The following is a 24,558-nucleotide window of genomic DNA, read 5'->3' on the forward strand; positions in this document are numbered from 1 at the left end:
AATACAGGAGGGATTGCCGATGACATGGTACAAAGAAACTGCTGAAGAAACAATGAATAAATTAAAGACGACCAAAGATGGTCTTTCAAATCAAGAACGTACCAGTCGTTTAGAAATACAAGGAAGAAATGAAATAGAGGTAAAAAAGAAAGTCAGTCCGCTTCGGAAATTTTTGAAGCATTTTACGGATTTGTTGATGATCATCCTTATGGTGGCTTCTGTCTTGAAGTTTTTAACGGGTGATTATATTGAAGGTAGTATTATTTTACTTGTAGTGATCATCAATAGTTTTGTTGGTTATTGGCAAGAAAGAAAAGCAGAAGAGTCACTCAATGGGCTAAAAAGTTTAATGAGTCAAGACGCAGTGGTTCTTTCTGAAGGCGTCAAGAAAAGTATCCCTGCCACTGAGATCGTGCAAGGGGATATAGTTAGTTTAACAGCTGGAGATGTCGTGCCTGCCGATATTCGTTTAGTCGAAACATATGGTTTGATGATCGAAGAAGCTGCGTTGACCGGTGAATCCGATGCGGTCGAGAAAATAAGTGAGCCGTTAGTCGACGAATTAGGCGCAGGAGATCAACTCAATATGGCTTTTTCAGGTACACTTGTCCAAGCTGGATCGGCACTTGGTGTCGTCGTTGAAACAGGGAATACGACGGAGATTGGAAAAATCAATCAAGCATTACAATCAGTCCAACAACAAACAACCCCTTTGGTTCGCAAGATCCATCAGTTAAACAAGCAAATCTTCAGAGGAATCGTTTTTCTAAGTTTATTCTTGATTTTCTTTACCTCATTTAGGTATGGCTTAGAGTGGAACTTTTTATTCTCAACAATCATTGCGTTGATCGTTTCTATGATCCCAGAAGGCTTGCCAGCGGTATTGACGATGATCCTCTCACTTGGGGTCAATGAAATGGCACAAGAACAAGCGATTATCAAAGGATTACCTTCTGTTGAAACACTTGGTTCAATGACGGTGATCTGTTCAGATAAAACGGGTACGTTGACCAAAAATGAAATGACTGTTGTGGAAACAATGACAGAAGATGAGACACGCTTACTTGAAATCATGAAAAATTGTCAAGAAGTGCAAACGAAAGAGGATCAAGTAGTGGAAACGTTGAGTGGCAATCCAACTGAGCTAGCTTTATTACGATACACAGCTGAACAGAATCTTCCCCTAAAAACGTCGCTTGCTAAATTGCCATTTAGCTCAAGTTATAAATATATGGCAACATTGCATGAAGAACAGGACCATGCAGTAGTGTTTGTCAAAGGAGCGCCAGAAGTTTTATTATCGAGATCTTCTTTGTCACAATCAGAACAGCAACAATGGATCAACCAAGCATCACAACTAGCGAAAAAAGGCCAACGTGTATTAGGGTTCGCCTACAAGCAAATGCCTATTGAGCAAGAGTTAGACCATGCACAGTTGCAACAACTGACATTTGTTGGGAATGCAGGAATCATTGATCCACCAAAAGAGAGTGCGATCCAAGCGGTAAGAGAATGTCAGCAAGCAGGGATCTCAGTGAAAATGATTACCGGTGACCACAAAGACACAGCCCAAGCAATTGCGGATCAAATCGGATTGAAGCATACGAGTAATGTCCTTGAAGGAATCGATATCGATCGACTCTCTGATCAAGATTTAGCGAAGAAAGTGAGCAAAGTCGATGTCTTTGCTCGAACGACTCCGGAGCATAAATTGAGGATCGTAGAAGCTTTGCAGAAGAATGGTGAAATCGTTGGGATGACCGGTGATGGTGTCAATGACGCGCCCGCATTGAAGCGAGCAGATGTGGGAATCGCTATGGGGATCAAAGGAAGTGAAGTCAGTAAACAAGCCGCAGATATGGTCTTAGGCGATGACAACTTCCATACGATCGCTAAAGCAGTCAAAGAAGGACGGCGGATTTTAGATAATTTACAAAAAACGATCAGCTTCTTCTTACCTACATCTTTAGCACAAGGCTTGGTGATCATCTGGGCATTACTTGCGAATCAGCCATTGCCTTTGACACCGATCCAAATCTTATGGGTCAATATGGTGACAACAATCACGTTATCCTATGCTTTAGGTTTTGAACAAGCAAGTAAAGACACGATGAGTCGGCTACCAAGAGATCCTAACCAAGGGATTTTGACGAAGTACAATGTTTTCCGGATTTTCTATGTGTCCCTCTTGATCATTATCCCAGCTTATTGGTTGGCAATGCAGTTTGAAGGTCAAGCCTTACAACAAACTGTTCTTTTACAAAATATTGTTGCTGCCCAAGCCGTCTATATGATCAATTGCCGTGAGCAAGTCGATGCTTCATTGAATAAAGGCTTCTTCCAAAATAAATTCTTATTTATTTCATTAGGTATTTTATTTGTCCTCCAAACTGGAGTCATTTATCTACCCTTTGCGCAACAAGTCATTGAAACAACAAGTTTGAGCTTTGCTCAACATTTACCAATCCTTGTAAATGTACTTCTATTATTTACAATCGTAGAAGTCGAGAAACGAATCAGTAAAACATGGATTAAAAGAAAAGAAAGAGAAGCTTTTGCCGGTAACTGAGAATCGTCGATCGTTTAAGAGATAAAGTCAAAGCGACAGTCTTCCCCCTAGGTTACTGTAGAGGAAGGCTGTCGCTTTTTATGGTTTAATACTTGGAGCTGAACGCTTCTTTTAAAACCTGATAAACGGTGTTCGAAAAGCTGACCTTCAACATTAAGCTAAAAAATCAAAAAATATGGGGAGCTATTTTCTGATTTTCTATCTTACTGCTCAGGTCAAAGCGCTTTTCTCACAACCTTACAAATAACTTCTAAATGTGAGTTCGGTCAATTGGTCGAGCTCATTTTTTGTTGGTATGGTAGAGATGTAGATGATTGGTATCGGGACTTGGTCGAGGGGGGTGTTTGAGACGAACAAGTCGTTTTTATGGAACGTGATGTCAGAAAGTTGAGATAATTCTACTGGAATCAATTGAACTCGTTTCCCAAAGTAATCATTTAATTCTTGTTGCAAAAAGGCTTTCCAAGAGGGTTCGCCTTGAAAGAAGAAATACAGGTTCAATTTATTTGGACGAACGGATAAGATTGCTTGTTGGATCAAGAAGGATAGTAGGCGTAGAAAGTATTCGTCTTCTTGAATAGGCAACTCTTGTTTCAGTTGCTCAAGTAATTCTTGTTTGAATGGGTACAACTGCGGATATTGTTGCTCATATTCTTCCAAAAAATAGTGATATTGCAAATTCAGCTGCTCGATCAAGATAGATGATTCATGGTATTTCAACAGTAACAAAATCAGGTTATCAGCAAGTTTTGTTTCGTTTAGTTTTTCTAAGTGCAAGGTATCAGCTAAATCCTGAACGAATTGTTTGATCTTGCCTGAAAAAGGATAACTTTGCAAGATATCTGCCACGGGTTCTTGGTATTGATTGTTGTAATTCCAACTTTCTAAAAAGCAAAAGAAAGCAAAAATCAATTCATCTTTTTGTAAATACACGCCTTCTAATTCATAAAGTTCGGTTAATTCAGTAGCATACGTGGAGTAAAGAGTATCTTCAGGTTTAAAGAAAGAGTCCTTGATACGGCAATTTGCCTTGACACGTATCGTGTTGATGAAAAACCAGCAAATTCCAAAGATCTCTTCTGTTTCAACAGAAAAAGGGGTTTGCTTCAAGCGTTTCAAAAAACGAAAGTAATGGGATTCATGGATGGAATAATCTTCAAAAAAATAATTATTATGAGTAAATGGCATCAAAAGACGATGATAAAACAAGCGGATCGCATTCTCAGAACCACTCATCGTACTTGTATATTTTGTCAGCTTGATCTGTAACCCATAACGAAGGAGTTGGCGATTGACTTTTCTTGTATGACGTTTCAGCGTTTCGTAAGAAAGTCCATTGACTGCTAAAAAATTGGTTGTGGAACATTCTTTTGTAAACAATAGTTCTTTGATCAATTGTACACTAACGGATTGTTTTAGAAACAATTCCCACAGATCATTGGCAAGTAGATTTTTTTGATTGAGTAAACGAATCCCTGACTGATCACTATCGATCAACCAGCCATCAGGTAATTGTGAGCGGATGACTTGTAAGTCGGAAAAAATCGTACGTTCCGTTGTATTGGTTTCTTCAGCAAGCTCATTGACAGTGAGTTTGGGATGGTTCAAAAGTAGTTCAATCAGCGTGACTTGTCGTTGTAAATCTTTTTCAGTGATGATTTGGTGCATGAGCGAGTACATCCAACATCCCTCCTTTTAAAACAAATTATAACACAATCCTTGACTTACATAAGCGGTTTCTTGTAGTTTTGGAGTAAGAGATAGCAACGCGGATTTATCGAAAGGAATGAATCAAAATGGCAACAAAAATCGAACAATACAAACGCTTATTAGCGATAGCAGAAGCCGGTCTCTTCTATGGCAAAGATCCATTTGACGAAGAACGTTACCAAGAATTGAAATCGATTGCTTTATCTTTATTGAGTAATGGCGAAAAGGAAATCGAAGAACAGCTTGCTTTTATTTTAGACCAAAATGAAGGATATCCCACACCAAAAGTCGATGTGCGTGCCTTCATCAAACAAGAGAATAAGATACTGCTAGTGGAAGATAGTCATACAAAAGAATGGGCATTGCCAGGTGGTTTTGCAGAAATCGGCTATTCACCAAAGGAAAATATTGGAAAAGAGGTGAAAGAAGAAACCGGGCTAACGGTGACGGTGGATCAACTACTGGCAATTTTTGATACCAATACCCGAAAAGATATTCCACAAGCCTTTCAATACTATAAAGTCATTTTTAGATGTTCGATAATCGGAGGTTCTTTTATCACGAATAATGAAACTTCAAATAGTGCCTTTTTTGCATTGGATGATTTGCCTATCCTTTCCCAAAAACGGACGACAGAAGAATAGCTTGTGATCTTAGCGAAAGGTGATTTGCCTTACTTTGAGTGATCAATATATTTTTGTTGCATTTGCAACAAAAATCAGTACAATAAAAGTACAACTAAAGGAGAGAAGAGATGGCTGAGATCATAAGAGAAATTGGCGCGATAGCACGAGCGTTAGATTCGATCAGTAATATTGAGTTCAAGGAAGTCGCTTTGACGAGGGGGCAATACCTGTATCTCGTTCGCATTTGTGAAAATCCAGGCATCATTCAAGAAAAAATAGCCGAAATGCTTAAAGTCGATCGAACGACAACTGCCCGTGCGCTGAAAAAGTTGGAAAGTAATGGCTTGATTCGACGGGTAACTGACGAACAGAACAAGAAAAACAAAAGGTGTTACCCGACAGGCCAAGGAGAAGCACTTTATCCGATGATCATCCGAGAACACCATTATTCTACGAAAGTCGCTTTAGCTGGCTTGTCTGAAGAAGAAATCCAACAGTTGGAAAGATTATTGACACACGTAAGGAAAAATATCAGCGAAGACTGGAATTTTGTAAAAAAGGGCAATAAACGCCTGTATTGAAAGGGATGTTGGAGTGGAGAAGGTAGAAATCAGACCGATTGTGGGGAGTGAAGTGGAACGTCTCCAAGCTATCAGCATTGAAACGTACACAGATACTTTTGGTGAATATAACACGCAGGCAGATATGGATGCATATCTTTCGCAAGCGTATGATTTGCAGCGATTGACAAAAGAACTGATCCAGCCAGACTCAGCTTTTTTCTGGGCGCTAGATCATGGCGAAATTGCAGGTTATCTAAAACTGAACATAGGAAAAGCACAATCCGAGGAAATGCCTGAGGATCATCTAGAAATCGAACGGATCTATATTCGACCACCCTATAAGAAAAAAGGGATCGGCACTCACTTGATGAACTGGGCGTTGGCTCAAGCGAAAGCACAGGGAAAAACAGCTGTGTGGTTAGGTGTGTGGGAACATAATGATCCAGCCCAAGCTTTTTACCGTAAGCATGGTTTCATACACCAAGGACAACATGTGTTTTATATGGGCGACGATGCACAGATCGATCATATCTTAGTCAAAAAAATCAATGAGGTGTAACGAATGAAAAAATTTGTAGCAGATCCATCATTTTGGGAAGTGTTCCCAGAAGCAAAAATCGAGATCCTAACGGTAGAAGGGATCAATAACGAAGTCGTTGAAGAAAACAAAGCAGATTATTATGACAAATTGAATCGTGCTGCTAAAGAAGCAAGAAATTATTTAACAGAAGAACCTTTTAGTCAAAATGAAGTGATTGCACAATGGCGTCAAGCGTTTACCCAGTTCAAGACAAAAAAAGGCGCACGTTCATCGATCGAGGCACTGCTAAAAAGAGCCAGTCAAGGTCGCGAATTTGTCCCGATCAGTCCGTTAGTGGATATCTATAATAGTATCTCTTTGCGCTTTGGCGTACCCTGTGGCGGAGAAGATCTTGACACAATCGTTGGGGATCTTCATTTGGGTAAAGCTCAAGGTGGAGAAAATTTCTTGCCATTAGGCGCAGAAGCAGATGCGCCCGCATTACCAGAAGAAATCATTTATTATGATAAAGAAGGCGCAGTTTGTCGCTGCTTTAACTGGCGTGAAGCGCAACGGACCATGTTAACGAAAAAAACGACGAACGCTGTGTTGGTGATCGAGGCAGTCAACGCACAACAAGCAGAAGTTGCCGGAAAAGCAATGACTGCTTTACAAGAAGACATTGAACGAACATTTGGTGTAACGAGTACTAGACAAACAGTGACGAAAGAACAACCAGAAATCACTTTGTGACCGGACACGTAGTAAATAACCAAAACGATGGAGTCACTCGTAATCTTCAAACAAAGCAAACTTGAAGATTGCGGGTGATTTGTCTTTTGATAGCTTAACACGAAAATAAGCAACGTTTGCTCGATCATCTTGTGCTTAATAGCAGTGACTTCCACTAAGTGTGTTTCCGCTTTCGTGCTATAATGAAAACAAGCTTTTATTTAGAGGAGGCGTTGTCAAATGATCCATAAATCTCGTGTCATGCTATATGTTGAAGATGTCGCGTTAGTCAGTCGGTTTTTCGTTGAGCAATTGAAGGCAGAAATCGTTGAAACGTTGGAATTGCCAGAGGAATATCAAAGCATTGTCTTACGTATGTCGAAAGAATTGGAGTTGGCTATTTTTCCTCGGACATTCGTTGAACGATTTTCACCAGAAGTGTTAGGTCCACCACCGTCTATGATTTTCTTTACAGATAAGTTTGATGAACTTTACGAACAAATCGAAACAGCTGGTGAAATTTTGGAGAATAATGGCTTGTTGACGTTTAACTTTTCCGATCCTGAAGGAAATTTTTTTGTGATTGCAAAATTAGAATCGACAGAAAAAGTAGATGAAAGGGAGACAGAAGATGAAAATCTCGATCACTGAAACACTTGAAGATTATTTCAAAAAGCAACGGATGAAAAAGAGTGATAAATTGAGAATGAAGAATTTGAAATCTGGGAAAAATCCTGCCAAAGGATGGAATAAAATGGTCGATACAGGCTTCGGTGGTTTAAATTCTTTAGATTATCGTGGGAAAGGGAGTAATTTACCGATCAGCCAAATCGACAATCAGCAATTTCGTGCGGAAGAACAAAAGCGAATCGGTAAAGAAACCCATATATAGAAGCTTCTTCAACTATTGTGTACTTAGTTTTATTTATTAGTAATCGACATACTTTTCTCTAAATGAAAGCGGAATAGGTAAATAGTAATGTTCGGATTTTTGATTAAATCCGAATTTTTTGTTTACTTATTTCTATATTTGGGATAATATTAAACACGTTGTTTTATTAATAAATCTAATATAGTAAGAACTTTTTTATAAATGTTCGGTTTTAGGGGGATGAACGATGAAGGAAAAGATACTTTCCTACTTCGAGATTGACGCACTGAATACGACGGTGAAACGTGAGATACTGGCTGGGTTTACGACATTTATCTCTATGGCATATATCTTATTTGTCAATCCAACAGTACTTGGTGCTTCGGGGATGGATGAAGGGGCAGTGTTTACTGCGACAGCATTAGCCAGTGCCATTGGCTGTATTTTGATGGGGGTCGTTGCACGCTACCCGATTGGAACAGCACCTGCGCTAGGAATCAATGCCTTTTTTGCTTACTCAGTCTGTTTAGGTATGGGGATTCCATGGGAAACAGCATTGGCAGGGGTGTTTGTCGCTTCGTTGATTTTTATTTTGATCACCATTTTTAAATTACGTGAAATGATCATTGATGCGATTCCAACAGACTTGAAGTTTGCGATTTCTGGCGGGATTGGTTTGTTTATTGCCTTTCTAGGCTTGAGTGAAGGTGGCTTGATCGTGGCAAATGAATCAACTCTTGTTGGCTTAGGTTCATTGAGTGTCGGTTCCACTTGGTTGACGATTTTTGGTTTGATCGTTACTGCGGTATTGTTAGTTCGTCGCGTACCAGGAGGGATTTTTATCGGAATGGTAGCTACCACGCTTCTAGGACTAGTCACTGGACTGATTCCTATGCCTTCACAACTTGTTGCGGCAGCACCTAGCTTGAAACCTACTTTCTTAATTGCATTGAAACACGTTGGTGATATCAATAGCTTACAAATGTGGGTAGTCGTTTTGACGTTCTTGTTAGTGACATTCTTTGATACAGCTGGAACATTGGTTGGCCTAGCAAACCAAGCCGGTTTCATGCAAGATAACAAAATGCCACGTGTTGGGAAAGCATTGGCTTCGGATTCTACTGCGATGTTAGCTGGTTCATTGTTAGGAACATCGCCAGTTGGGGCTTTTGTTGAGTCATCCGCAGGGATCGCCGTTGGTGGACGATCTGGACTAACTGCAATCACAACAGGGATTTTATTCTTGTTCGGGTTGTTTTTCTCACCATTATTATCAGTCGTGACTTCTCAAGTGACTGCACCTGCGCTGATTTTAGTTGGTGTGTTGATGGCCCAATCATTACGTCAGATCGAATGGGGAAAAATGGAGATTGCGATTCCTGCTTTCTTGATCTTGATCGGTATGCCGTTGACTTATAGTATCTCAGATGGGATTGCATTAGGATTCATCTTTTATCCAATCACCATGCTAGCAGCAAAACGTGGCAAAGAAGTCTCACCAATCATGTACGCGCTATTCTTTGTCTTTATAGGATTCATGTGGATCTTGAATGTTTGATTGATTTAGGTAGAACTTGAGTGTTCATTCGCTTTTAAAAGAGTGTGGGACAGTCCAGTTGCCCTTTCTCAAAAATAAAAAACGAGTCTGATTTTGATGTTTTTTTGTCAAAATTGGACTCGTTTTTAGTCATATACACACTTTTTATCCATGTGTTGCCCTAATTTCCTTAGATCTAGTGCCATGAGCGTCAATCTGATATCACTCGCCCACGTTAGTGAAAAATTTAGCACCCCAAGTGAGCCTTTAGATGACCGGTCACTGGTTCGACGAGTTTGTGACAGAAGTGTTTTGACCTGAGCAGTAAGATAGAAAATTGAAAAATTACTTTTTATATTTGACAATTTTTTAGCTTAATGTTGAAGGAGCCGGTTTGCAAACACCGTTTATTCGGTTTTAAGGTATGCAACAAAAAATGAATTTTATTTTTTGTCCCACCCACAAATCGAACCGTTGAAAAATAAGGACTAGAATATGACGACATGAAATGAATCGATCTTTACGATAATAATCGTTTGAAATATATGTGGTCTTTTGAATACACGGATAAAAACTTTGTTAACTACGTAGCAGCAACCCCACAGTTCAAGTTTATACGATTAGTTGAAGAGATAGTTCTAACGACAATCGGCAATTTCCTTAACTATGTACCTGATCAAAATAGGTTAGAAAAAATTCGTCCTAGCTTGATTGCTAAATAATGCAAGAAGAGGTAGTAAATAAAGTGACGATATTTAATAGATACAAAGATGATAAATATTTTTAATATTATAATTAAGCTAACTCGATAGGTAATATTTGCTTGTCGAGTTATTTTAATGTATTTTTTCAGTTATTTTATAAAAATAATATCTTTAAATAACCCTATTAAGCGGAAATGTCATTAAAACAGCATGTTTTGATTAATATATTTTTCCGCTATATAAGTATGTTATTGTAACGATTGTAACAAATACAATTTGAGAAGTGGAAAAATGAAAAAGAAAATTACTGTTTTAGTTCTTAGTCCTTGCATGTTATTATCCACGTTGGTTCCAAGTAGTGTTGCATGTGCAGAAGAATTTATTGATGAGTCAACTGTAGTGGAGACTGTACATACTCCAGAGATGCCCCCTGGGGTTTACGCTGAAGTACATGAAGATGGAAGTATTTCTGTTGTAAAGACAGACCCAATGCTCAAAGCTAATGTATCTCGATGGGGTAGTTCAATCTACACGAACGTTGCAGTTTCTACTGGTGTAGCAACTAATGCAATTAATACAGCATTTTATTCAGGAATTGGTTCAGTATTGGGAATTTTTGGGGTAGTACCTCTGTGGGCTTTACAAGGACTATTAAATGCGGTTGGTTGGACTCAAATGGGATCTAAACCTGGTGCGTCGGTCGCTAAACTTTGGGATAAGAATAAAAATGGGTGGATTGGGTTCTATTTCCAAAGAGGTTACGATGCTGCTGGCAAAGAAGTGGCTACTAGGTATAGTACACTTTAAATATGAAATTCAAAAAATTTACTGAAGACCACCCATATTTAACCGTAATCTATTCGGGATTAATTGGAAGTGCATTTGGGATTACTGTTGAATATATCGTTAATCGAGATTTCAGACCTAGTGGAATTTATAGTCTAATATTTTATTATGTAATTGGATTATCTTCAGTAAAATTTAAGTCCAGAAAAAAATGAGTACTGTAAAACCCAAAATTATTAATTAATCGTTTAGTCCAACAGGGTATACTTTGTTGGGCTTTTTAGATTTCTTGATATATTTGAATTATAAAATACAAACTATGTTGGGCTATAGAAACTAAAGTATCAGTTAGAATTGCTGTTAATTTTGATAAAATGTTTGTTGGAATATAACATGAAAAGGAAGGGAGGTAAGGGACATAGAAAAAATCGAGTTAGAAACAATTGATATCACAGAATCAGCAAAGAAGTTTTCCGAATTAACTAAAGAGAAAAAAACATTATTTTTAAATGGACCATGGGGATCTGGAAAGACCGAATTTCTAAATAAAGTGGGAAGTGAAGCAACCGGAAAAAAATTTATATACTTGAATTTATGGGAGTTAAAGGATGAGAGAACGGTCATTCATATAGGATTTAGCCAATTATTTTCTGGTTGTTATATATTTACTAGATTTCTTTTTATACTGAGTGTAGCTATATCAATTTTAGCAACTCCAGCTATTAAATTAGGATTAGAAGAAGTATTCCTGGGCTTTATTATAAAAATAGCCGGAAGTATAGCTTTAGTAGTAGCAGTTGGCCAGTTCTTAAAAGTCAAATCAGATCAATTATTTTATTCCATATTAAAATTTCATAGAATAGATATATTTCTTCAAGATAAAGTATTAGTTGTAGATGATTTTGATCGTGTGTCTGTAGATACACAAAAAGAAACATATAAATTATTCAATATATTGCATAATCGATTGCCAATAATTTTTGTGGGTGATATTAATAAAATAGCTATGAATGGAGACAATTATTTGCAAAAAATTATTGATAAAAGAATCGATTTACCCTATGTATTACATTCTCGAGATATATGGGCCAATTAATTTGGTGGGATAGAAGAAAAATTTAATCTTAGTTTACCAGAGGGGTTAATAGAATTATTCGTTCACGAAAATAGAAACCTACGCGATAGGTTACAATTCAATGATTATCTAAATCAGGAGTTATTATTAAACGCTAAAAAAGATCGTGTGCAATGTGCCCAACAATTAGTGGTAATATACATGTATTTATTTCATTATAGCAAATACTCTTTGTTATTAAGGAATAGGCAGCTTTCGCCTAAAAAAGATTATCTCGAAAGAGTTTTTTAGTGAACTGCTACAAGATAATGATGACTCTCCCGTGTCATTTGCTAAAAGTAGAGAGATATATTTTATATCAGAACCTGTACAAAGAATCTTACCAAATACAAGAAAAATATTACTACAAGCAGAAGGAGAATCTGGGACAGGGACGTGGATCTATCGGTTTGGTGATGCAGAAACAGCAAAAGAAAGTGTAGCACTCAATGTACCAAAAGGAGCGAATCCAGAAGCAACTACTTATTCGACCAAGTTGACGTGGGAATTAAGTAGTGTGCCTGACAATTAGAAAAGCATTCCATTTTCTCTCCTCTTACTATAAATTTACACACTTTGATAAATCAAAAAATTGCTATCCAGAATGATGATCTAAATACTGCAGCTAGATCCATAAAAATAAAGACAAAGGGAAAGGAGAATGTAAGATGAAACCACTCTAACAAAGGATGAATATCTACGCCAGTTTCAAGAAAGAATGTCACATGATAAAAAAGAAAACGAAGAACTGAATACGTATTTAACACAACAGTTCGAGGAACTCAATCAATTGATAAGCACGATTTCACCAGACAATTTTTGGGAAAATCTCCCTAAAATTATAGGGATTGATGCGAAACTAACACTAATGGCAGAAATAATTTGTTACGACTATAGTAAATTGCCAATAAAAGAGATTCTGCGGCTTGTGGAAACGGACTACCGTACGTATTTTTAGGAACTTTGTGGCAATGATCTGAGTGCAAACAATAAATATTCGATGGTATTTAATATAGTATAAATTTCTAAGAAAAGGAAACACTTAAGAACTATTTAGGTGTTTCTTTTGTCTACAGTATGTGAAAAGATAATTTCTTATTTTTTAGTATAGATATTAATAAGGATTCTATAGTGTTTAATTAAAATTTATTTGTTACTAACCAAACTATAGTTTATAGAAACGAACACTAATTAAAGCATATTTTATTTTTGATTATAAACGATACCTTATTGTATATATAAGTTACCTGTTAAATATAGAATTTTTGTTTTTTTGTAGCTCTACTACTATTTTGCCCAGTTTTTTTATACCATAATCTATGTCACTGAAGGTAACTTTTGAAATACTTAAGCGAATTAAATTAGTTTCTTGAAATTTTGGTATAAAGCAATCATCTAAACTATTAACTAAGATTTTATTTTGTTTCAGAACATCAGCCAGTTCTCTAGAGGAGATATTATCTGGTAATTTTAAAGAGAAATAAAAACCAGTATCTGGAATGTAGGGATACATATTAGGAGGCAAATACTTATAACAGCACCTTTTCACTTCTTTCATTTTTAAATAATATAATTTTTTCATTTTAGTTAGATGTTGTACTAATATCCCATCTTCAAACTGATTAGCAATGATTTCAAGAGATAAAGAGGGCGTAGAAAAATCTCTACAAAATTTATAGTATCGAAAATCTTTGATTAGATCCTTTGGCAAAATAACTGTAGCAACACGTAATCCAGGAAATAAAATTTTTTAAAAACTTTTTACGTAAATAATTTTTCCATTGGGATTAAAAGTAAATATTGGATCAGATTTACTGTTAAGATCTAAGTCACCAAGAAAGTCATCCTCTAAGATATAAACATCATATTTATCAGATAATTCTGCAATTTTTTGTTTTGTTTTATTAGAATAAGAATGTCCTAAAGGATTATGAAATCTAGACATAATATAGAATAATTTAATGTCATTATTCTTAAAGATATCTTCTAATTCATCTAGATCAATATTATAGTTTTTTACAGAAATACCAATAACATCACTATTTGAAAGTTTAGCGGAGCATAAGGCTCCATAGTAGGAAGGTTGTTCAACTAAAATTTTTGTTTTTTTGTTCGGAAAAGGCATATTGATCAAAATATCAATTGCTTGCTGTGATCCAGTCGTAAATATTAGCCGATCTTTAGTTGTGAAAACTTGATGGTTAGATAAATCATCTAATACATATCGTTTTAGTCTGTCTGTCGTATTCTTATTCACATATGAGGATAGATCAATTTCCTTTATAGAAAGATAAAATTTTTGGAAGATAATATAGAATTTTCTGGTTCTGCAGATAAAAAATCAATTATCTCTGTAGTATTTTTATATTTATTTGTTGGCTTAGCTAAAAAATATCCTTTTTTCGGAATTGAGTAGATAATTTCTTTTTTTCCAGTTCTTCTAGTACTTTGATAATTGTGTTTTTGCTACAAGAATAGAGAGAAGCTAAATTTCTAATAGAAAGTAGTTTTTCTCCAGGTTGCATATTATTTTGTTCTATGTTTATTTGTATTTTTTTTTCTAATTTTTTATATAGCATGGCTAATTCCTCCACTCTGTATGGGTACAGTTAATAAAAATAGGCATTTACCAAAAAAGAACACTGACATATTATTTGTACATAACGTAAAATAATTCAAATTTATAATAGGTTAGTTTAGTATTCAGTAAATTTAAATATTTAACAAATAAAAGAGAGAGGAGATCAAAATATTTTTTATTGTAGCATAATTTATGCTTTTTCTATTTGTAATACTAAATTATAGATTGCTTTATTTGCAATTTATAATTTAAGCTAAGGAATTTATATAAAGTTGATAATATTTACAGTTCATTAATTATTACAAAGATTATATGAGAAAATAATACCGTGAAACGAGAGGATTATGATCAAATTGTTACGAAACGGAAGCATAGCTGGAATTCTAGCTTATACTTTATGGGGAATACTTGGGGTATTTACGTTACTTTTTTCTGACAAAAAAGGGTCATAACTCGATAGGTGGAATTTATAGTTTTCCCAAAGTACCTGAATACAATTTGAACCACCATATTGAAGTTACTAACTATCTCATTGAATCCATGGACTTGGCAAAGAAAAAGTCAACGTTTATACTGGCTCAATCGGAACGTAGGCAGATGTATGAGAAGAAGGATATGTCTAAAGCAAAAAAAGGAACACTGTTTCATGTTTCAGATTATGTTTTACGATTCGAAAACCAGATGGCAGAAGTTAGTAACTGGCATTTTGAAATTGAGCTAACACTTAAATCACAGAATCGATATACGAAAGCAATTTTTCCAAAGTATCTTCGGTTGCTTACACAAAAAAGAAATGCCCAATTGATTTATGTCACACCAAGCAATATAATTTATAACTCCTTAGATATGTTTAAAGAATATTTTATGCTCAAGAAACAAGACGAAGAGCTGAAATCAATCGATGCTTCTGCTTTTGATCGTCTTCATATTGTATCGAGTAAAGAGTTCAATGGAGTATTGAAAAAAATGTTAGAAGAAAATGATTTTATAAATGAGCGTTAAACTAATTTAAAGGATAAGTTTTTTTGTTGCCCCGACACTCCGACCACCACCACCGTTTACGGGGCAACAAAAAAAGGAAAGCAAGCTTTCCGGTTTTGGCATTTATGTAGTTTTTTTAGCAGTATCATGGTATAATCAGTATGTAAAGAGGAGTTGCGCTAACAACTCCCCTTAGCAGCACCGTTTAAGACGGTGACCGATTTAAATATATTTCAAAGAAAAATAATCGTCTACCGGCTAAAGCGGACGGTTATTTTTTTTTGTCTTTGTTATTGCTGATCGTCAGAACTAATGTAGCGAATGCTAACGCAAACATTAGAGCTTCGTAAACAGACAAGCTTATTCCTTTCTAGGGATAAAGCCACAAATCAACATAGGCGTCACCCCATTTCTATTGGGACTAGCCACCGTCACAAACCTTACTGCATAAACTATTATACCATAAAAACCAGTCTAAATGCTTAATTCTAAGGCATTTGGATTGGTTTTTTGTTTGTCAATTGGACGTATTTCTTCCTTCGCTCTGTCTGTCGTCGCTACGGAAGAAGGCGTTTATTTTCGCTAGGAAGGCAAAAGAAGAAAGCGAAAGTTCAAAAGAAAAGAGAAGCGGAACCTCATTGCAAGCAATGATTTCCGCAAGAAGTAAGATTCCGCATGCGGAATCTTTTTTTTATTTTTAAAAATGTCAGGGCGATGGGCCTTTATTTCACCTTCTCGCTGTTGTTTTGTCTCATGTCGATCTGAAGCCGCTGCTATCGGATTGGCGAGAGTGCTTATACACCTTCCGCATTCAGAAAAAAAGGGGCGGAAAAACTTTTAAGAAGCCCACTTAAAACTTTTCCCTACAGCACTCCCTTTTTTTCTGCCTGCTACAGGTGTAGGGCATAAGCACGCCGAGGATAACAGTTGTGAAGAAATGGAACGAAGTTTAATCAAAGAAAGGAGCGAAATCTAACGATCTGAAAATTGAAATTTTTTAAAACCTTTTTGCCTCAGAAAAACGTTAAAAAAAAATGTATGTTGAAAACCCAAAACCTTAAAAGAAATGAGCTGAATTTATGGAAAAAGTCTACGAAACCGCCAAAATTAAGCAAGAATGTCGTGTTTATGAAGAATTTCCACCTTTAAAGATTACCTCGTCTTATTCAATTGCAAAGTGGTTACAAGATGAAATTGGCTATGACACACAAGAAAATTTAGTGCTGTTATGTTTAGATACCAAGAATAATATTAACAGTTACTCAATTGTCCATAAGGGAACGTTAAACTATACTACTTGTCACCCAAGAGATATCTTTCAACGTGCGTTACTATCGAATGCTTGTCGAATTTTAATCGCTCATAACCACCCCTCGAACAAGCCGAATCCAAGCAAGGAAGATGATATTGTGACTGAAAATATTGAATCGTGCGGAAAAATGTTAAATATCGAGCTTTTAGACCATATCATTGTTGGACAAAATACTTACTACTCGTATCGAGAAAATAATCGGATAGGTGCTTTCTAGTTTATGGAAAGCACCACACAATAAGAAAGGAGAATAGAAATGAATGAATTAATGGAAAAGGCACATGCCAAGATGATGGAAGAAATGAGTGAGGAACGACCAAGGTCGGAAGATATCCTACACAATTGGCTGTGCCAACAGGTACAAGTAGATAATGAGCTTTTAGAGGGGATTCTAAAGGAAGGGAAAAGTATTAGAAAGGCAATGCAGTACTGTTACTCGCAGGCAATGAAGCAAGCAATTGGAGGGTGCGCACTAATCGTCCATGATGATGTTTTTCAATGGGTGACAGATTACTTTAAGAGTGAAGAAATTGAAATAAAGCAACCTAATATGAGCGTAACGAATCCATTAGTAACAGTAAGTAAGCAATCCGAAAAAGAAAACCATGTTCCTAAAAAAGAAAAAAAATTACCGGAAGGAGAGCAATTAAGTTTGCTAGATTTTCTATGAAAAAAATAAAAAATGCGAATGACTATGCTAAAGATTGTTTGAAACCACCAAAGGCATTCTTTGAATGGTGTTATCAACAATTTACAACGTACGTATGGAAAAACAAACGAGAAACGATTATCGCTTCGACTAGAAAACATAGTAACACGTACGAGAAACGACTGGCGAAAAATTCAAGATTGACATTTTTTGATAAGTGCCAATATTTCATAATTATCTTGTCATCGACCAAAAGAATTGAGATACAAACCTATGAAGTTTACTCTTTTTTTGAAGAAGGGAAGCAAATGTTTAAATATCATCTTTTTAACTTAGAGAGATTAGCAGAGAACAAGCACTTGAAGGTATGCAGAGAATCAAACGAGCATTACTGTTTTGGTAAGAAAGCGGTCACTGGGATGTTTAACTATTATGTTCCAGAGGTTTATCCTAATGGTTGGATAGAGAAGCTAGGTAGAAGTTCAGAGCTAAAATATCTTGACTTGAGAGGCGTGCAACCAGAACAATTAACCCACATTTACAAATACAGAGAAAGAATTGAATTTGCTCAAAAAATAGGGGCAAAACAGCTTGCACAGGATATTATGAACAAAATATACCTGATAGATATGCGTGTAATGACAAAAAATTGGCTAAGAAAGTTCAAGAAGTTTTTTCAAAAATCTTCTCGTGGATATGCCGACTTCTTGTTAAAAAAAGAAACGGAAACACGAGGCATTCAAATGATTTTAGGTATTGAAAAATATGTATCCAGATATGACATCAATGATTTTTTTGAAAACAATCACTTAATGAAGTTACAAGCGTATTTATTAAAGCAAGAGGTACGTTTTAGTATGTATCGAGATTATCTGAATATGTTGAACGACGAAGGAATCAAGGTGAATAATCAAAACAAGTATCCTGATGATTTTGAAGAAGCACATGATAAATTAGTAGATATTATAAATGCTAGAAAAACAGAAAATGAAAAAAAGAAGTTTGTAACACGAGCCCAAAATTTAGCTTATATGGAGCGACAAGTCGGCAATATCTTGTTCATACTACCTAAATCTGTAGAAGATATAAAACAAGAAGGAAAAGAACTAAAGCATTGTGTAGCTAGTTACATTGACAGGCACGCAAAGGGAGAAACCACCATTTTATTTGCAAGAAAGGTTGATAATCCAAGCAAACCATACTTTACATTAGAATTTAAGGACGGAAAAATTGTACAAGTTCAAAGTACTAGGAATAGAGTACCTGTTCCAGAAGAACTGAGGGAGGCAATAAGTATTTGGGAAAAAGAACTTAGAAAAAAGAAGTATGTAGCATAGAAACAAGGACTATCTTAAGTACGAATTAAGATAGTCCCATAACGTTTCTGATTTGTATAAGTTCAGTATATCATTGAGAGGATAGTCAATGCAAAAATCAGCTTGTAAAGCTTGAAGAAAACCGAAATGGAGGAGAATAAATGTATACGATCAAATCAGCAAAAGAAAAGTATCTTGTATTTAAAAATGAAAAGAAGATTGCGGAGTTTCTAACACGAAATGAAGCGGAAAGTTATTTAGATACGTTGACTGCCTATTCTGAAAAAATTAGTTGTGAACCAAAGGAGAGTATTCTTTATGACTAAAACTATAGGTGGGATTCACTTTAACAAGCCGAAATATTTATCGTTGAGTCAATTAGTCGATTTATTGGTAAAGCAACGCGTCTTAGATAAGGAAGTTGCTCGTGCATTGATGACTAAACATAGCTATCGATCAAATGCCTTGGAAGAAGAAGGACTACCTACCAGCTCTTATTATTTGATTTGGTAAAACTGACTGGACGAAAACTAAAAGTATATCCGAGTAAAGACAATACTATCTACTGGTTAGAGTAGATTTATATATATTCCGAAAAGTTATAAAATGATTATTACAATAGTTTCTGTAATCTTCAGCAGAAAACGATTATTGGACCCAACTGCTATTTAGCTAGATTAGTCGTTTATTAATATTTGAGATAATCAATCACAAAAACGCACATCGTGTGTACGTTGTACGTACAATATGTTATAATAATAACTAAAGGAGGGGTTAAATATGTCCAGATTAAGTATAAGAATTGATGATGAGCTAAAAGAACAAGCAAAAGAAGTTTATGAAGAAATCGGTATGGACTTATCAACTGCAGTCATTGTTTTTTTGAAACAAAGTGTGCGTGAGCGTAAAATACCTTTTCAGCCCGGTAACGAACCTAGGGAAGATATAATAGCCCGATATGAAGCAGAAAACGGTATTACTACTAGAGCAGCTTCCATAGATGACATGATGGAGAAATTGCATGCTGACGATTGAATTTACACCAAGCTTTAAACGAGATTATAAAAGAATGATGAAAAAACATTATTCTGAAATAGAATATAAAAAAGTAATTGAATTGTTGGTTAACATGGAACAAGAGATACTGAGAACCAAATATAGAGACCATGCACTGCAAGGGAATTGGAAAGGCTATAGAGAACTGCATATACAGCCAGATTGGCTACTTGTTTACAAAGTAGATAATAAAAAACTAATACTTACATTGGTTAGAACAGGTAGCCATGATAAAATTTTATAAATAAATGAAGAAAAGGTCAGAAACTTAAAGTTTTTGACCTTTAATTATTGTTTCTATTTACTGGTACTTCAGTAACTCACCTAAATATATAAGTAACCTGCTGAAAGAACTATGAAATAAGCAAGTAAAAAGGATCAAAAACTTAAGATGTTTGATCCTTTTTTATATTTCAATATGTAAAACAGATGGTCACAAACGAAAAAAACTTCCCAGTAACGGGAAGGATCATGAAAATAACAGCTTTTTAATATGTTTCGTCAATTTTTTTAGTAATCATTGGGAAGAATTTCATACAGTAGATTGCACAAATGCCTACGACGATATAAATGATTTTTGCAAAGATAGTTGTTGAACCACCAGCAATCATAGCAACTAAATCAAGCTCGAACAAGCCGACTAACAGCCAGTTCAGCCCTCCCACAATCAATAAAGTTAATGCAATAGCATCTAAAGTTTTCATTAGAATTCTCCTTTCTTAATTTGTTATAATAATTATGTACTAAAAAAAGAAACATTGCTTATATAACGCTCAGTAATTTTAGTAAACTACGCAAAAAGATGAAAACAAGGAAATGTATCACAGATAATGTATTTAAAAATACTATCAAACTTATAAAACGTTAGATTACAAATTTTAAGAGTAAAATCAGCTGAAAATCTAAAAATATAATACAATGTGGTTTTTTAGATGATAGATTATCAATATAAAGCAATAACATGTATAATTGTAGTTAGAATATCGATTGAGTTCTAAAAAATAAAAATAGGAGAACAGTATGCGAAAACTAATTATATTGTGCTTGTTGTTTTTTGGTGGTATAGCTTCGAGTATTGAAGCAGCAGAAATCCCTACAAATAGCTTTGGGTTTGCTGGCTATAGTACAGGAACAGTAGGTGGACAAGATGGTCGTCAAATTTTTGTTGATACGGCACATGATTTTCGGGAAGCTGTACGCGGCAATCAACCAGCGACGATTTATGTGAAAAGCAAAATTGATTTAACAGATTTATTTGTCTCTTCTCCAGGAGTAATAGTGGATGTGGGTTCAAACAAATCAATTATTGGTACCAGCCATCATGCAGAAATTACTGGTGGTGGTTTAAGAGTTCGTGGGCAAGAGCAAGTGATTATTAGAAATTTGAAATTAACCAATGCGCTATCTTTTGATGAAGGTGAGTATCCGGATGGTAGTGGAGGTATACAAACAAACGTGCAAAGTCGTTTGAATCCTGGTGATTTTACTGAAATCGATGCAATTACTATTGAGAATAGTCAGTATATTTGGATTGATCATAATTATTTTTCAGATGAACCTTGGACTGCAACTGAGGTACCTACTGGGAGCAATAGACATGATGGATTAATCGACATCAAACGAGGTTCGAATTGGATCACCGTTTCAAATAATATTTTTACCAATCACAATAAAACGATTTTGGTGGGTCATTCTGATTCAAATGGAGCGCAAGATATGGATAAATTAAAAGTTACATTTGCTTATAATTGGTTCAAGGGAACTGAACAAAGAAATCCTCGGGTTCGTTTTGGGGAAGTTCACGTTCTAAATAACCTTTATACGGATATTTCCAGCTATGGAATCGGTGTTGGTGTCAGCGCACAAGTCATTGCTGAAGAGAACACCTTTATTAATACGCGCCGATCTTGGGGGCACCCAGATGGCCCTCCTTCACCAATGGGATACCTATTGAATAAAAATAATCTTTTGATCAATAGTAGTTATGATCAAGATCAAACTGGAAAATACCAAGAAGTACCTTCATATGGTATCAATTGGAATCCGTCCGACTACTATAGGCTATCCTCAATTCCTGTAAATGAAGTTGAAGTATATGTGAAGGAGAATGCTGGACAATATACTGAGTAAGTCATGTATAACATACCTTAAGATGTGTTATTATTTCGAGTTAGTTAAAAGTTCACATAATTAGTAAGATTTAGATGTTTAACAGTAGTCCAACAGGGTATAGCCTATAGAACTTCTAATAATCATCCAATGAGTCTAGTTGAATTTACTTTTGAATGTAAAATAGGCCTTTATCAAAAATATTATTTTGCGTTTTAACCATGATGGTAAAAAGGAAAAACAATTTTTTCGCTTCCCTATGAAAAAATTGTTTTTTTTTTTAAATATATATTCTGTTATTATTACTGAAGTAAGAGATTTATAAAAACTTTAATCTTTGCGTATTAATTCTCGAAAACCTTCGTTTTTAAGAATGGTAATATGTTATTTATCTTCTTTAATATGAAACCTAATTTAATCACTTTTTCAAGACATCTGATGCAAACGGATGTCTTTTTTTTCGTCTCCTTAAAAACGAAGAGTTTCGAGAAAAATCAAGGAGGAGGGACATGATTAGGAAGAAACAACTCATTTTGACGGGCATACTGCTGTTCCTCTTTTTCTTTTCACTGCCTTCAGTGAGTGCGAAAGAAGTTCAACAAGTAGAAACCGAAGGATCAATTAGTTTTACTGGCACTTACGTGCCAATCGGGACACCGGATCCTACACCACCTGAAAGCATCAAAGAACCACCAATCACTGAAACTGCCAAACCAGAAAGCGCATTGCCCAAGACCAATACGACCACCAATCATTGGTTGATCGGGCTAGGATTCATAATTCTTAGTTTGGTTTTCTTTATCTGGAAAAAAAGAAACAATCATATACAGAAAATAAAACTAAAAAATGAAAGTAGGACTTATTAAATGAAATTAATCCGTTTAGCTACAATTGCTGTACTATCAACCACTGCATTAGCAGGAGGGGCTTCTACTGTTTTTGCCGATGAAGTTCAGAAAGTGACAACCCCGAAGGTCAGATCGAATTTCGCCCCGCTGGTGAAGAGGATGGGGACCTAGAAGTCATCAATCCTGAACCCGGTCCAGATGTCGAAATCGAACCAGAGGTACCAGGAACGACCGGCCCATTGTCCATTGTGAAAGCTGCGACAATGAATTTTGGGACACAAATTATTTCGAATCAAGATCAAACATACAGTATGGTGGCTGAAATGCAGAAACTAACAAATCCAGTCACAGATGGGCCAACACATGTTCCTTATGTCAGCTTCGCACAGGTCCAAGACTTACGAGGAAACAATGATGGCAGGGATCTAAAACTAAGTTTAAGTGCATTTGAATCCGGCACCCAAAATAAAACATTGACGGGAGCAGAAATCGAATTGGTAGGTTCACGTATTCAATACGAAGGGTCAAATGCTGCCAATGCTCCAGTGGCACATGCGGCCGGATTGAAACTGATCCCTAACGATGCGGCGCAATCTGTGATGACCGCAGAAAAAGGCAAAGGTGCGGGTGCTTCTTCCGTTGTTTGGGGAAATCAAGCGGAATTGAATGCTCAATTTTTGGATCCTACAAAAGAGGTAGTCGAAAACAACGCGATTCGCTTATCGATCCCAGGCTCAACTGCCAAAGATGCGACAACCTATAAGTCAACTCTGACATGGGAATTGACTATTACTCCAGAAAATCCACCAGTAGGTGTATAAGCCTTCTAACTAGATGAATTGACTCTCAACAGCGTTGCAGCTATTTGTAGCGCTGTTTTTTTAAAAGGAAGGAAGCATGCGATGAATAAACAAGTACGATTGAAGCTATTGAACAACGGGATTGGCTGGCTATTGATGCTCTTGGCACTAGTCATACTTTTCGTTCCCGTGATCGGCCATGCCGAAGAAGGTACATTAAATTTTTATGTGACGCCAGAATTTCCAGAGAGCCAGGTCGAGGGATCGAGTAGTTATTTTGACTTGAATCTGGCTGCTGGGGAAACCGAAAGGTTGTCATTAAAACTACAAAACGCCAGTAGCGAACCCATACAAGTTCAGATTACTCCCCACACAGCCTATACGAATGTCCATGGGGTGGTTGAATATGGCAAAGATGCAGAGGAACCTGATCCAACGTTATCTTACTCAGTGGATGCGTTGATTGAGACTTCTGAAGTGATTGACTTAGCAGGCAATGAGACTAAAACAGTTGAGGTGGCATTACGTATGCCGGCGGATTCTTTTGAGGGATTTCTAGCCGGCGGTCTACGCATCGCAGAAGTCAAAGATGAACAAGAAACAGCCACAAGTGAAGAAGAGGGTGTGGCGATCCAAAATGAGTTTGCTTACGTCGTGGGCCTCGTGGTCAGTAATACGCGCAATTCGGTTCAGCCGGATTTAGAATTGCATGATGTGTTTGCGGATCAATTGAACTATCGTAATGTGATCAGTGTGAACCTACAAAACTTTACACCTGCTTTTGTGAATCAACTGGCTGTCGAAGCGACGGTTCAACGTGCAGGAGAAGACGAGATTCTCTACACAGCGAATGAAGAAATGATGCAGATGGCACCAAACTCAAATTTTAATTTTCCAATCTCGTTAGAAGGGGATCGTTTCCAAGCCGGTGACTATGTGTTAAAACTAAAAGCCACTTCAGGAGAAGAAGAATGGTCGTGGGAACGGGAGTTTACGATTGAAGCTGATGAAGCCCGCAGATTTAACCGAGAAGACGTCACGATTGATACGAGCATCAACTGGTGGATGATTGGGACGATGATTCTAATTCTGCTTTTACTAGCCTTAGTTATTTATCTGATGGTTCAGAAGAAGAAGGTGCGTGAAAATGAATCAGAGAAGTAGAAAGGAGTGC

The 24,558-nt window shown here is 36.3% G+C and carries 27 protein-coding genes and 2 pseudogenes; 24 read left to right on the forward strand and 5 right to left on the reverse strand.

The features are described 5' to 3' along the window. Window positions 1-19 precede the first annotated feature (19 nt). Window positions 20-2,569, forward strand: coding sequence for an HAD-IC family P-type ATPase (locus IGJ49_RS01580; RefSeq protein ID WP_438722220.1), 2,550 nt, complete (start codon window positions 20-22; stop codon window positions 2,567-2,569). Between the two features lie 237 nt (window positions 2,570-2,806). Here IGJ49_RS01580 and IGJ49_RS01585 read toward each other — a convergent pair whose 3' ends face one another. Further along, a complete protein-coding gene (locus tag IGJ49_RS01585) occupies window positions 2,807-4,249 on the reverse strand; it encodes a helix-turn-helix domain-containing protein (RefSeq protein ID WP_438722221.1) in 1,443 nt (480 codons plus the stop codon). Between the two features lie 116 nt (window positions 4,250-4,365). On the opposite strand from IGJ49_RS01585, the gene IGJ49_RS01590 reads away from it, so the two are divergent. From IGJ49_RS01590 to IGJ49_RS01640, 11 genes and pseudogenes are all read left to right on the forward strand, one after another. After that, window positions 4,366-4,923, forward strand: a complete 558-nt coding sequence (locus tag IGJ49_RS01590) for an NUDIX hydrolase (protein ID WP_438722222.1) — start codon at window positions 4,366-4,368, stop codon at window positions 4,921-4,923. 110 nt (window positions 4,924-5,033) lie between these two features. Next, on the forward strand, window positions 5,034-5,486 hold the full coding sequence (locus IGJ49_RS01595) for a MarR family winged helix-turn-helix transcriptional regulator (RefSeq protein WP_010736464.1): 453 nt from the start codon (window positions 5,034-5,036) through the stop codon (window positions 5,484-5,486). Window positions 5,487-5,499: 13 nt separating this feature from the next. After that, window positions 5,500-6,027: a GNAT family N-acetyltransferase gene (locus IGJ49_RS01600; RefSeq protein WP_010736463.1), complete on the forward strand. Its 528-nt coding sequence runs from the start codon at window positions 5,500-5,502 to the stop codon at window positions 6,025-6,027. Window positions 6,028-6,030: 3 nt separating this feature from the next. After that, window positions 6,031-6,741, forward strand: a complete 711-nt coding sequence (locus IGJ49_RS01605) for a B3/B4 domain-containing protein (RefSeq protein WP_010736462.1) — start codon at window positions 6,031-6,033, stop codon at window positions 6,739-6,741. 219 nt (window positions 6,742-6,960) lie between these two features. Next, window positions 6,961-7,371, forward strand: a complete 411-nt coding sequence (locus IGJ49_RS01610; protein WP_438722223.1) for a glyoxalase — start codon at window positions 6,961-6,963, stop codon at window positions 7,369-7,371. Next, on the forward strand, window positions 7,352-7,612 hold the full coding sequence (locus tag IGJ49_RS01615) for a hypothetical protein (RefSeq protein ID WP_438722224.1): 261 nt from the start codon (window positions 7,352-7,354) through the stop codon (window positions 7,610-7,612). Before IGJ49_RS01610 ends, IGJ49_RS01615 begins: the two co-directional genes overlap by 20 nt. 226 nt (window positions 7,613-7,838) lie before the next feature. Then, a complete protein-coding gene (locus IGJ49_RS01620) occupies window positions 7,839-9,149 on the forward strand; it encodes an NCS2 family permease (RefSeq protein WP_224434454.1) in 1,311 nt (436 codons plus the stop codon). A 974-nt stretch (window positions 9,150-10,123) separates the two neighbouring features. Next, entirely contained in the window at window positions 10,124-10,639 is a 516-nt protein-coding gene (locus IGJ49_RS01625; protein WP_062805796.1) for a hypothetical protein, read from the forward strand. A gap of 427 nt (window positions 10,640-11,066) precedes the next feature. Continuing rightward, a complete protein-coding gene (locus tag IGJ49_RS01630) occupies window positions 11,067-11,714 on the forward strand; it encodes a P-loop NTPase fold protein (protein WP_244062918.1) in 648 nt (215 codons plus the stop codon). Window positions 11,715-12,015: 301 nt separating this feature from the next. Continuing rightward, window positions 12,016-12,264: a WxL domain-containing protein gene (locus IGJ49_RS01635; RefSeq protein WP_010736456.1), complete on the forward strand. Its 249-nt coding sequence runs from the start codon at window positions 12,016-12,018 to the stop codon at window positions 12,262-12,264. Window positions 12,265-12,435: 171 nt separating this feature from the next. Next, window positions 12,436-12,690 (forward strand): annotated as a pseudogene (locus IGJ49_RS01640) (DUF7006 family protein); the annotation flags it as partial. 285 nt (window positions 12,691-12,975) lie between these two features. On the opposite strand, the gene IGJ49_RS01645 reads toward IGJ49_RS01640, so the two are convergent. From IGJ49_RS01645 to IGJ49_RS01655, 3 genes are all read right to left on the reverse strand, one after another. Next, window positions 12,976-13,443 carry a hypothetical protein gene (locus IGJ49_RS01645; protein WP_438722225.1) on the reverse strand — a complete coding sequence of 156 codons (468 nt, stop codon included), beginning with the start codon at window positions 13,441-13,443 and terminating at the stop codon, window positions 12,976-12,978. Window positions 13,444-13,482: 39 nt separating this feature from the next. Next, window positions 13,483-13,989: an aminotransferase class I/II-fold pyridoxal phosphate-dependent enzyme gene (locus IGJ49_RS01650; protein ID WP_224434457.1), complete on the reverse strand. Its 507-nt coding sequence runs from the start codon at window positions 13,987-13,989 to the stop codon at window positions 13,483-13,485. A gap of 127 nt (window positions 13,990-14,116) precedes the next feature. Next, a complete protein-coding gene (locus IGJ49_RS01655; RefSeq protein WP_010736454.1) occupies window positions 14,117-14,311 on the reverse strand; it encodes a GntR family transcriptional regulator in 195 nt (64 codons plus the stop codon). A gap of 410 nt (window positions 14,312-14,721) precedes the next feature. Here IGJ49_RS01655 and IGJ49_RS01660 point away from each other — a divergent pair, with 410 nt between their 5' ends. From IGJ49_RS01660 to IGJ49_RS01695, 8 genes are all read left to right on the forward strand, one after another. Continuing rightward, complete coding sequence (locus IGJ49_RS01660; protein WP_228760898.1) at window positions 14,722-15,315, forward strand: hypothetical protein; 594 nt, start codon at window positions 14,722-14,724, stop codon at window positions 15,313-15,315. Between the two features lie 1,058 nt (window positions 15,316-16,373). Next, entirely contained in the window at window positions 16,374-16,823 is a 450-nt protein-coding gene (locus tag IGJ49_RS01665) for a JAB domain-containing protein (RefSeq protein ID WP_438722226.1), read from the forward strand. 39 nt (window positions 16,824-16,862) lie between these two features. Beyond that, window positions 16,863-17,276, forward strand: coding sequence for a Cas9 inhibitor AcrIIA9 family protein (locus IGJ49_RS01670; protein ID WP_224434460.1), 414 nt, complete (start codon window positions 16,863-16,865; stop codon window positions 17,274-17,276). Between the two features lie 287 nt (window positions 17,277-17,563). Beyond that, window positions 17,564-18,592, forward strand: coding sequence for a PcfJ domain-containing protein (locus IGJ49_RS01675; RefSeq protein WP_224434461.1), 1,029 nt, complete (start codon window positions 17,564-17,566; stop codon window positions 18,590-18,592). A gap of 140 nt (window positions 18,593-18,732) precedes the next feature. Continuing rightward, window positions 18,733-18,897, forward strand: coding sequence for a hypothetical protein (locus tag IGJ49_RS01680; RefSeq protein ID WP_161643678.1), 165 nt, complete (start codon window positions 18,733-18,735; stop codon window positions 18,895-18,897). Beyond that, window positions 18,890-19,084, forward strand: coding sequence for a hypothetical protein (locus tag IGJ49_RS01685; RefSeq protein WP_349521491.1), 195 nt, complete (start codon window positions 18,890-18,892; stop codon window positions 19,082-19,084). Before IGJ49_RS01680 ends, IGJ49_RS01685 begins: the two co-directional genes overlap by 8 nt. A gap of 267 nt (window positions 19,085-19,351) precedes the next feature. Continuing rightward, window positions 19,352-19,606 (forward strand): type II toxin-antitoxin system RelB/DinJ family antitoxin, encoded by a 255-nt coding sequence (locus IGJ49_RS01690; protein WP_010736448.1) that lies wholly within the window; start codon window positions 19,352-19,354, stop codon window positions 19,604-19,606. After that, window positions 19,593-19,871, forward strand: a complete 279-nt coding sequence (locus tag IGJ49_RS01695) for a type II toxin-antitoxin system RelE/ParE family toxin (RefSeq protein ID WP_081308386.1) — start codon at window positions 19,593-19,595, stop codon at window positions 19,869-19,871. The genes IGJ49_RS01690 and IGJ49_RS01695 overlap by 14 nt, the downstream gene beginning before the upstream one ends. Before the next feature lie 244 nt (window positions 19,872-20,115). On the opposite strand, the gene IGJ49_RS01700 is transcribed toward IGJ49_RS01695, so the two are convergent. Further along, window positions 20,116-20,331, reverse strand: a complete 216-nt coding sequence (locus IGJ49_RS01700; RefSeq protein ID WP_066026593.1) for a DUF378 domain-containing protein — start codon at window positions 20,329-20,331, stop codon at window positions 20,116-20,118. Between the two features lie 316 nt (window positions 20,332-20,647). On the opposite strand from IGJ49_RS01700, the gene IGJ49_RS01705 reads away from it, so the two are divergent. The 4 genes and pseudogenes from IGJ49_RS01705 (at window position 20,648) to IGJ49_RS01720 (ending at window position 24,548) form a co-directional block, all read left to right on the forward strand. Continuing rightward, the gene (locus tag IGJ49_RS01705; RefSeq protein ID WP_349521488.1) at window positions 20,648-21,757 is read left to right on the forward strand and encodes a pectate lyase family protein; all 1,110 of its coding nucleotides are present in this window, start codon (window positions 20,648-20,650) and stop codon (window positions 21,755-21,757) included. A gap of 488 nt (window positions 21,758-22,245) precedes the next feature. Further along, a complete protein-coding gene (locus IGJ49_RS01710; RefSeq protein ID WP_153829932.1) occupies window positions 22,246-22,602 on the forward strand; it encodes an LPXTG cell wall anchor domain-containing protein in 357 nt (118 codons plus the stop codon). Further along, window positions 22,603-23,405, forward strand: a pseudogene (locus IGJ49_RS01715) (WxL domain-containing protein). Window positions 23,406-23,486: 81 nt separating this feature from the next. Beyond that, window positions 23,487-24,548, forward strand: a complete 1,062-nt coding sequence (locus IGJ49_RS01720) for a DUF916 and DUF3324 domain-containing protein (RefSeq protein WP_153829930.1) — start codon at window positions 23,487-23,489, stop codon at window positions 24,546-24,548. Window positions 24,549-24,558 lie beyond the last annotated feature (10 nt).

Origin of the sequence: Enterococcus sp. AZ171 (genome assembly GCF_051714005.1) — a bacterium.
GTDB lineage: Bacteria > Bacillota > Bacilli > Lactobacillales > Enterococcaceae > Enterococcus_B > Enterococcus_B pernyi.

Excerpts from the sequence above, each read along its gene's own strand:
- IGJ49_RS01720 (WP_153829930.1), top strand. The coding sequence starts at position 23,487 with ATGAATAAACAAGTACGATTGAAGCTATTGAACAACGGGATTGGCTGG.
- IGJ49_RS01590 (WP_438722222.1), top strand. The coding sequence starts at position 4,366 with ATGGCAACAAAAATCGAACAATACAAACGCTTATTAGCGATAGCAGAA.
- IGJ49_RS01585 (WP_438722221.1), bottom strand. The coding sequence starts at position 4,249 with ATGTACTCGCTCATGCACCAAATCATCACTGAAAAAGATTTACAACGA.
- IGJ49_RS01680 (WP_161643678.1), top strand. The coding sequence starts at position 18,733 with ATGTATACGATCAAATCAGCAAAAGAAAAGTATCTTGTATTTAAAAAT.
- IGJ49_RS01655 (WP_010736454.1), bottom strand. The coding sequence starts at position 14,311 with ATGCTATATAAAAAATTAGAAAAAAAAATACAAATAAACATAGAACAA.
- IGJ49_RS01610 (WP_438722223.1), top strand. The coding sequence starts at position 6,961 with ATGATCCATAAATCTCGTGTCATGCTATATGTTGAAGATGTCGCGTTA.
- IGJ49_RS01665 (WP_438722226.1), top strand. The coding sequence starts at position 16,374 with ATGGAAAAAGTCTACGAAACCGCCAAAATTAAGCAAGAATGTCGTGTT.
- IGJ49_RS01670 (WP_224434460.1), top strand. The coding sequence starts at position 16,863 with ATGAATGAATTAATGGAAAAGGCACATGCCAAGATGATGGAAGAAATG.
- IGJ49_RS01705 (WP_349521488.1), top strand. The coding sequence starts at position 20,648 with ATGCGAAAACTAATTATATTGTGCTTGTTGTTTTTTGGTGGTATAGCT.
- IGJ49_RS01605 (WP_010736462.1), top strand. The coding sequence starts at position 6,031 with ATGAAAAAATTTGTAGCAGATCCATCATTTTGGGAAGTGTTCCCAGAA.
- IGJ49_RS01595 (WP_010736464.1), top strand. The coding sequence starts at position 5,034 with ATGGCTGAGATCATAAGAGAAATTGGCGCGATAGCACGAGCGTTAGAT.
- IGJ49_RS01620 (WP_224434454.1), top strand. The coding sequence starts at position 7,839 with ATGAAGGAAAAGATACTTTCCTACTTCGAGATTGACGCACTGAATACG.
- IGJ49_RS01580 (WP_438722220.1), top strand. The coding sequence starts at position 20 with ATGACATGGTACAAAGAAACTGCTGAAGAAACAATGAATAAATTAAAG.
- IGJ49_RS01615 (WP_438722224.1), top strand. The coding sequence starts at position 7,352 with ATGAAAATCTCGATCACTGAAACACTTGAAGATTATTTCAAAAAGCAA.
- IGJ49_RS01625 (WP_062805796.1), top strand. The coding sequence starts at position 10,124 with ATGAAAAAGAAAATTACTGTTTTAGTTCTTAGTCCTTGCATGTTATTA.
- IGJ49_RS01675 (WP_224434461.1), top strand. The coding sequence starts at position 17,564 with ATGTTTAAATATCATCTTTTTAACTTAGAGAGATTAGCAGAGAACAAG.
- IGJ49_RS01700 (WP_066026593.1), bottom strand. The coding sequence starts at position 20,331 with ATGAAAACTTTAGATGCTATTGCATTAACTTTATTGATTGTGGGAGGG.
- IGJ49_RS01690 (WP_010736448.1), top strand. The coding sequence starts at position 19,352 with ATGTCCAGATTAAGTATAAGAATTGATGATGAGCTAAAAGAACAAGCA.
- IGJ49_RS01695 (WP_081308386.1), top strand. The coding sequence starts at position 19,593 with ATGCTGACGATTGAATTTACACCAAGCTTTAAACGAGATTATAAAAGA.
- IGJ49_RS01685 (WP_349521491.1), top strand. The coding sequence starts at position 18,890 with ATGACTAAAACTATAGGTGGGATTCACTTTAACAAGCCGAAATATTTA.
- IGJ49_RS01710 (WP_153829932.1), top strand. The coding sequence starts at position 22,246 with ATGATTAGGAAGAAACAACTCATTTTGACGGGCATACTGCTGTTCCTC.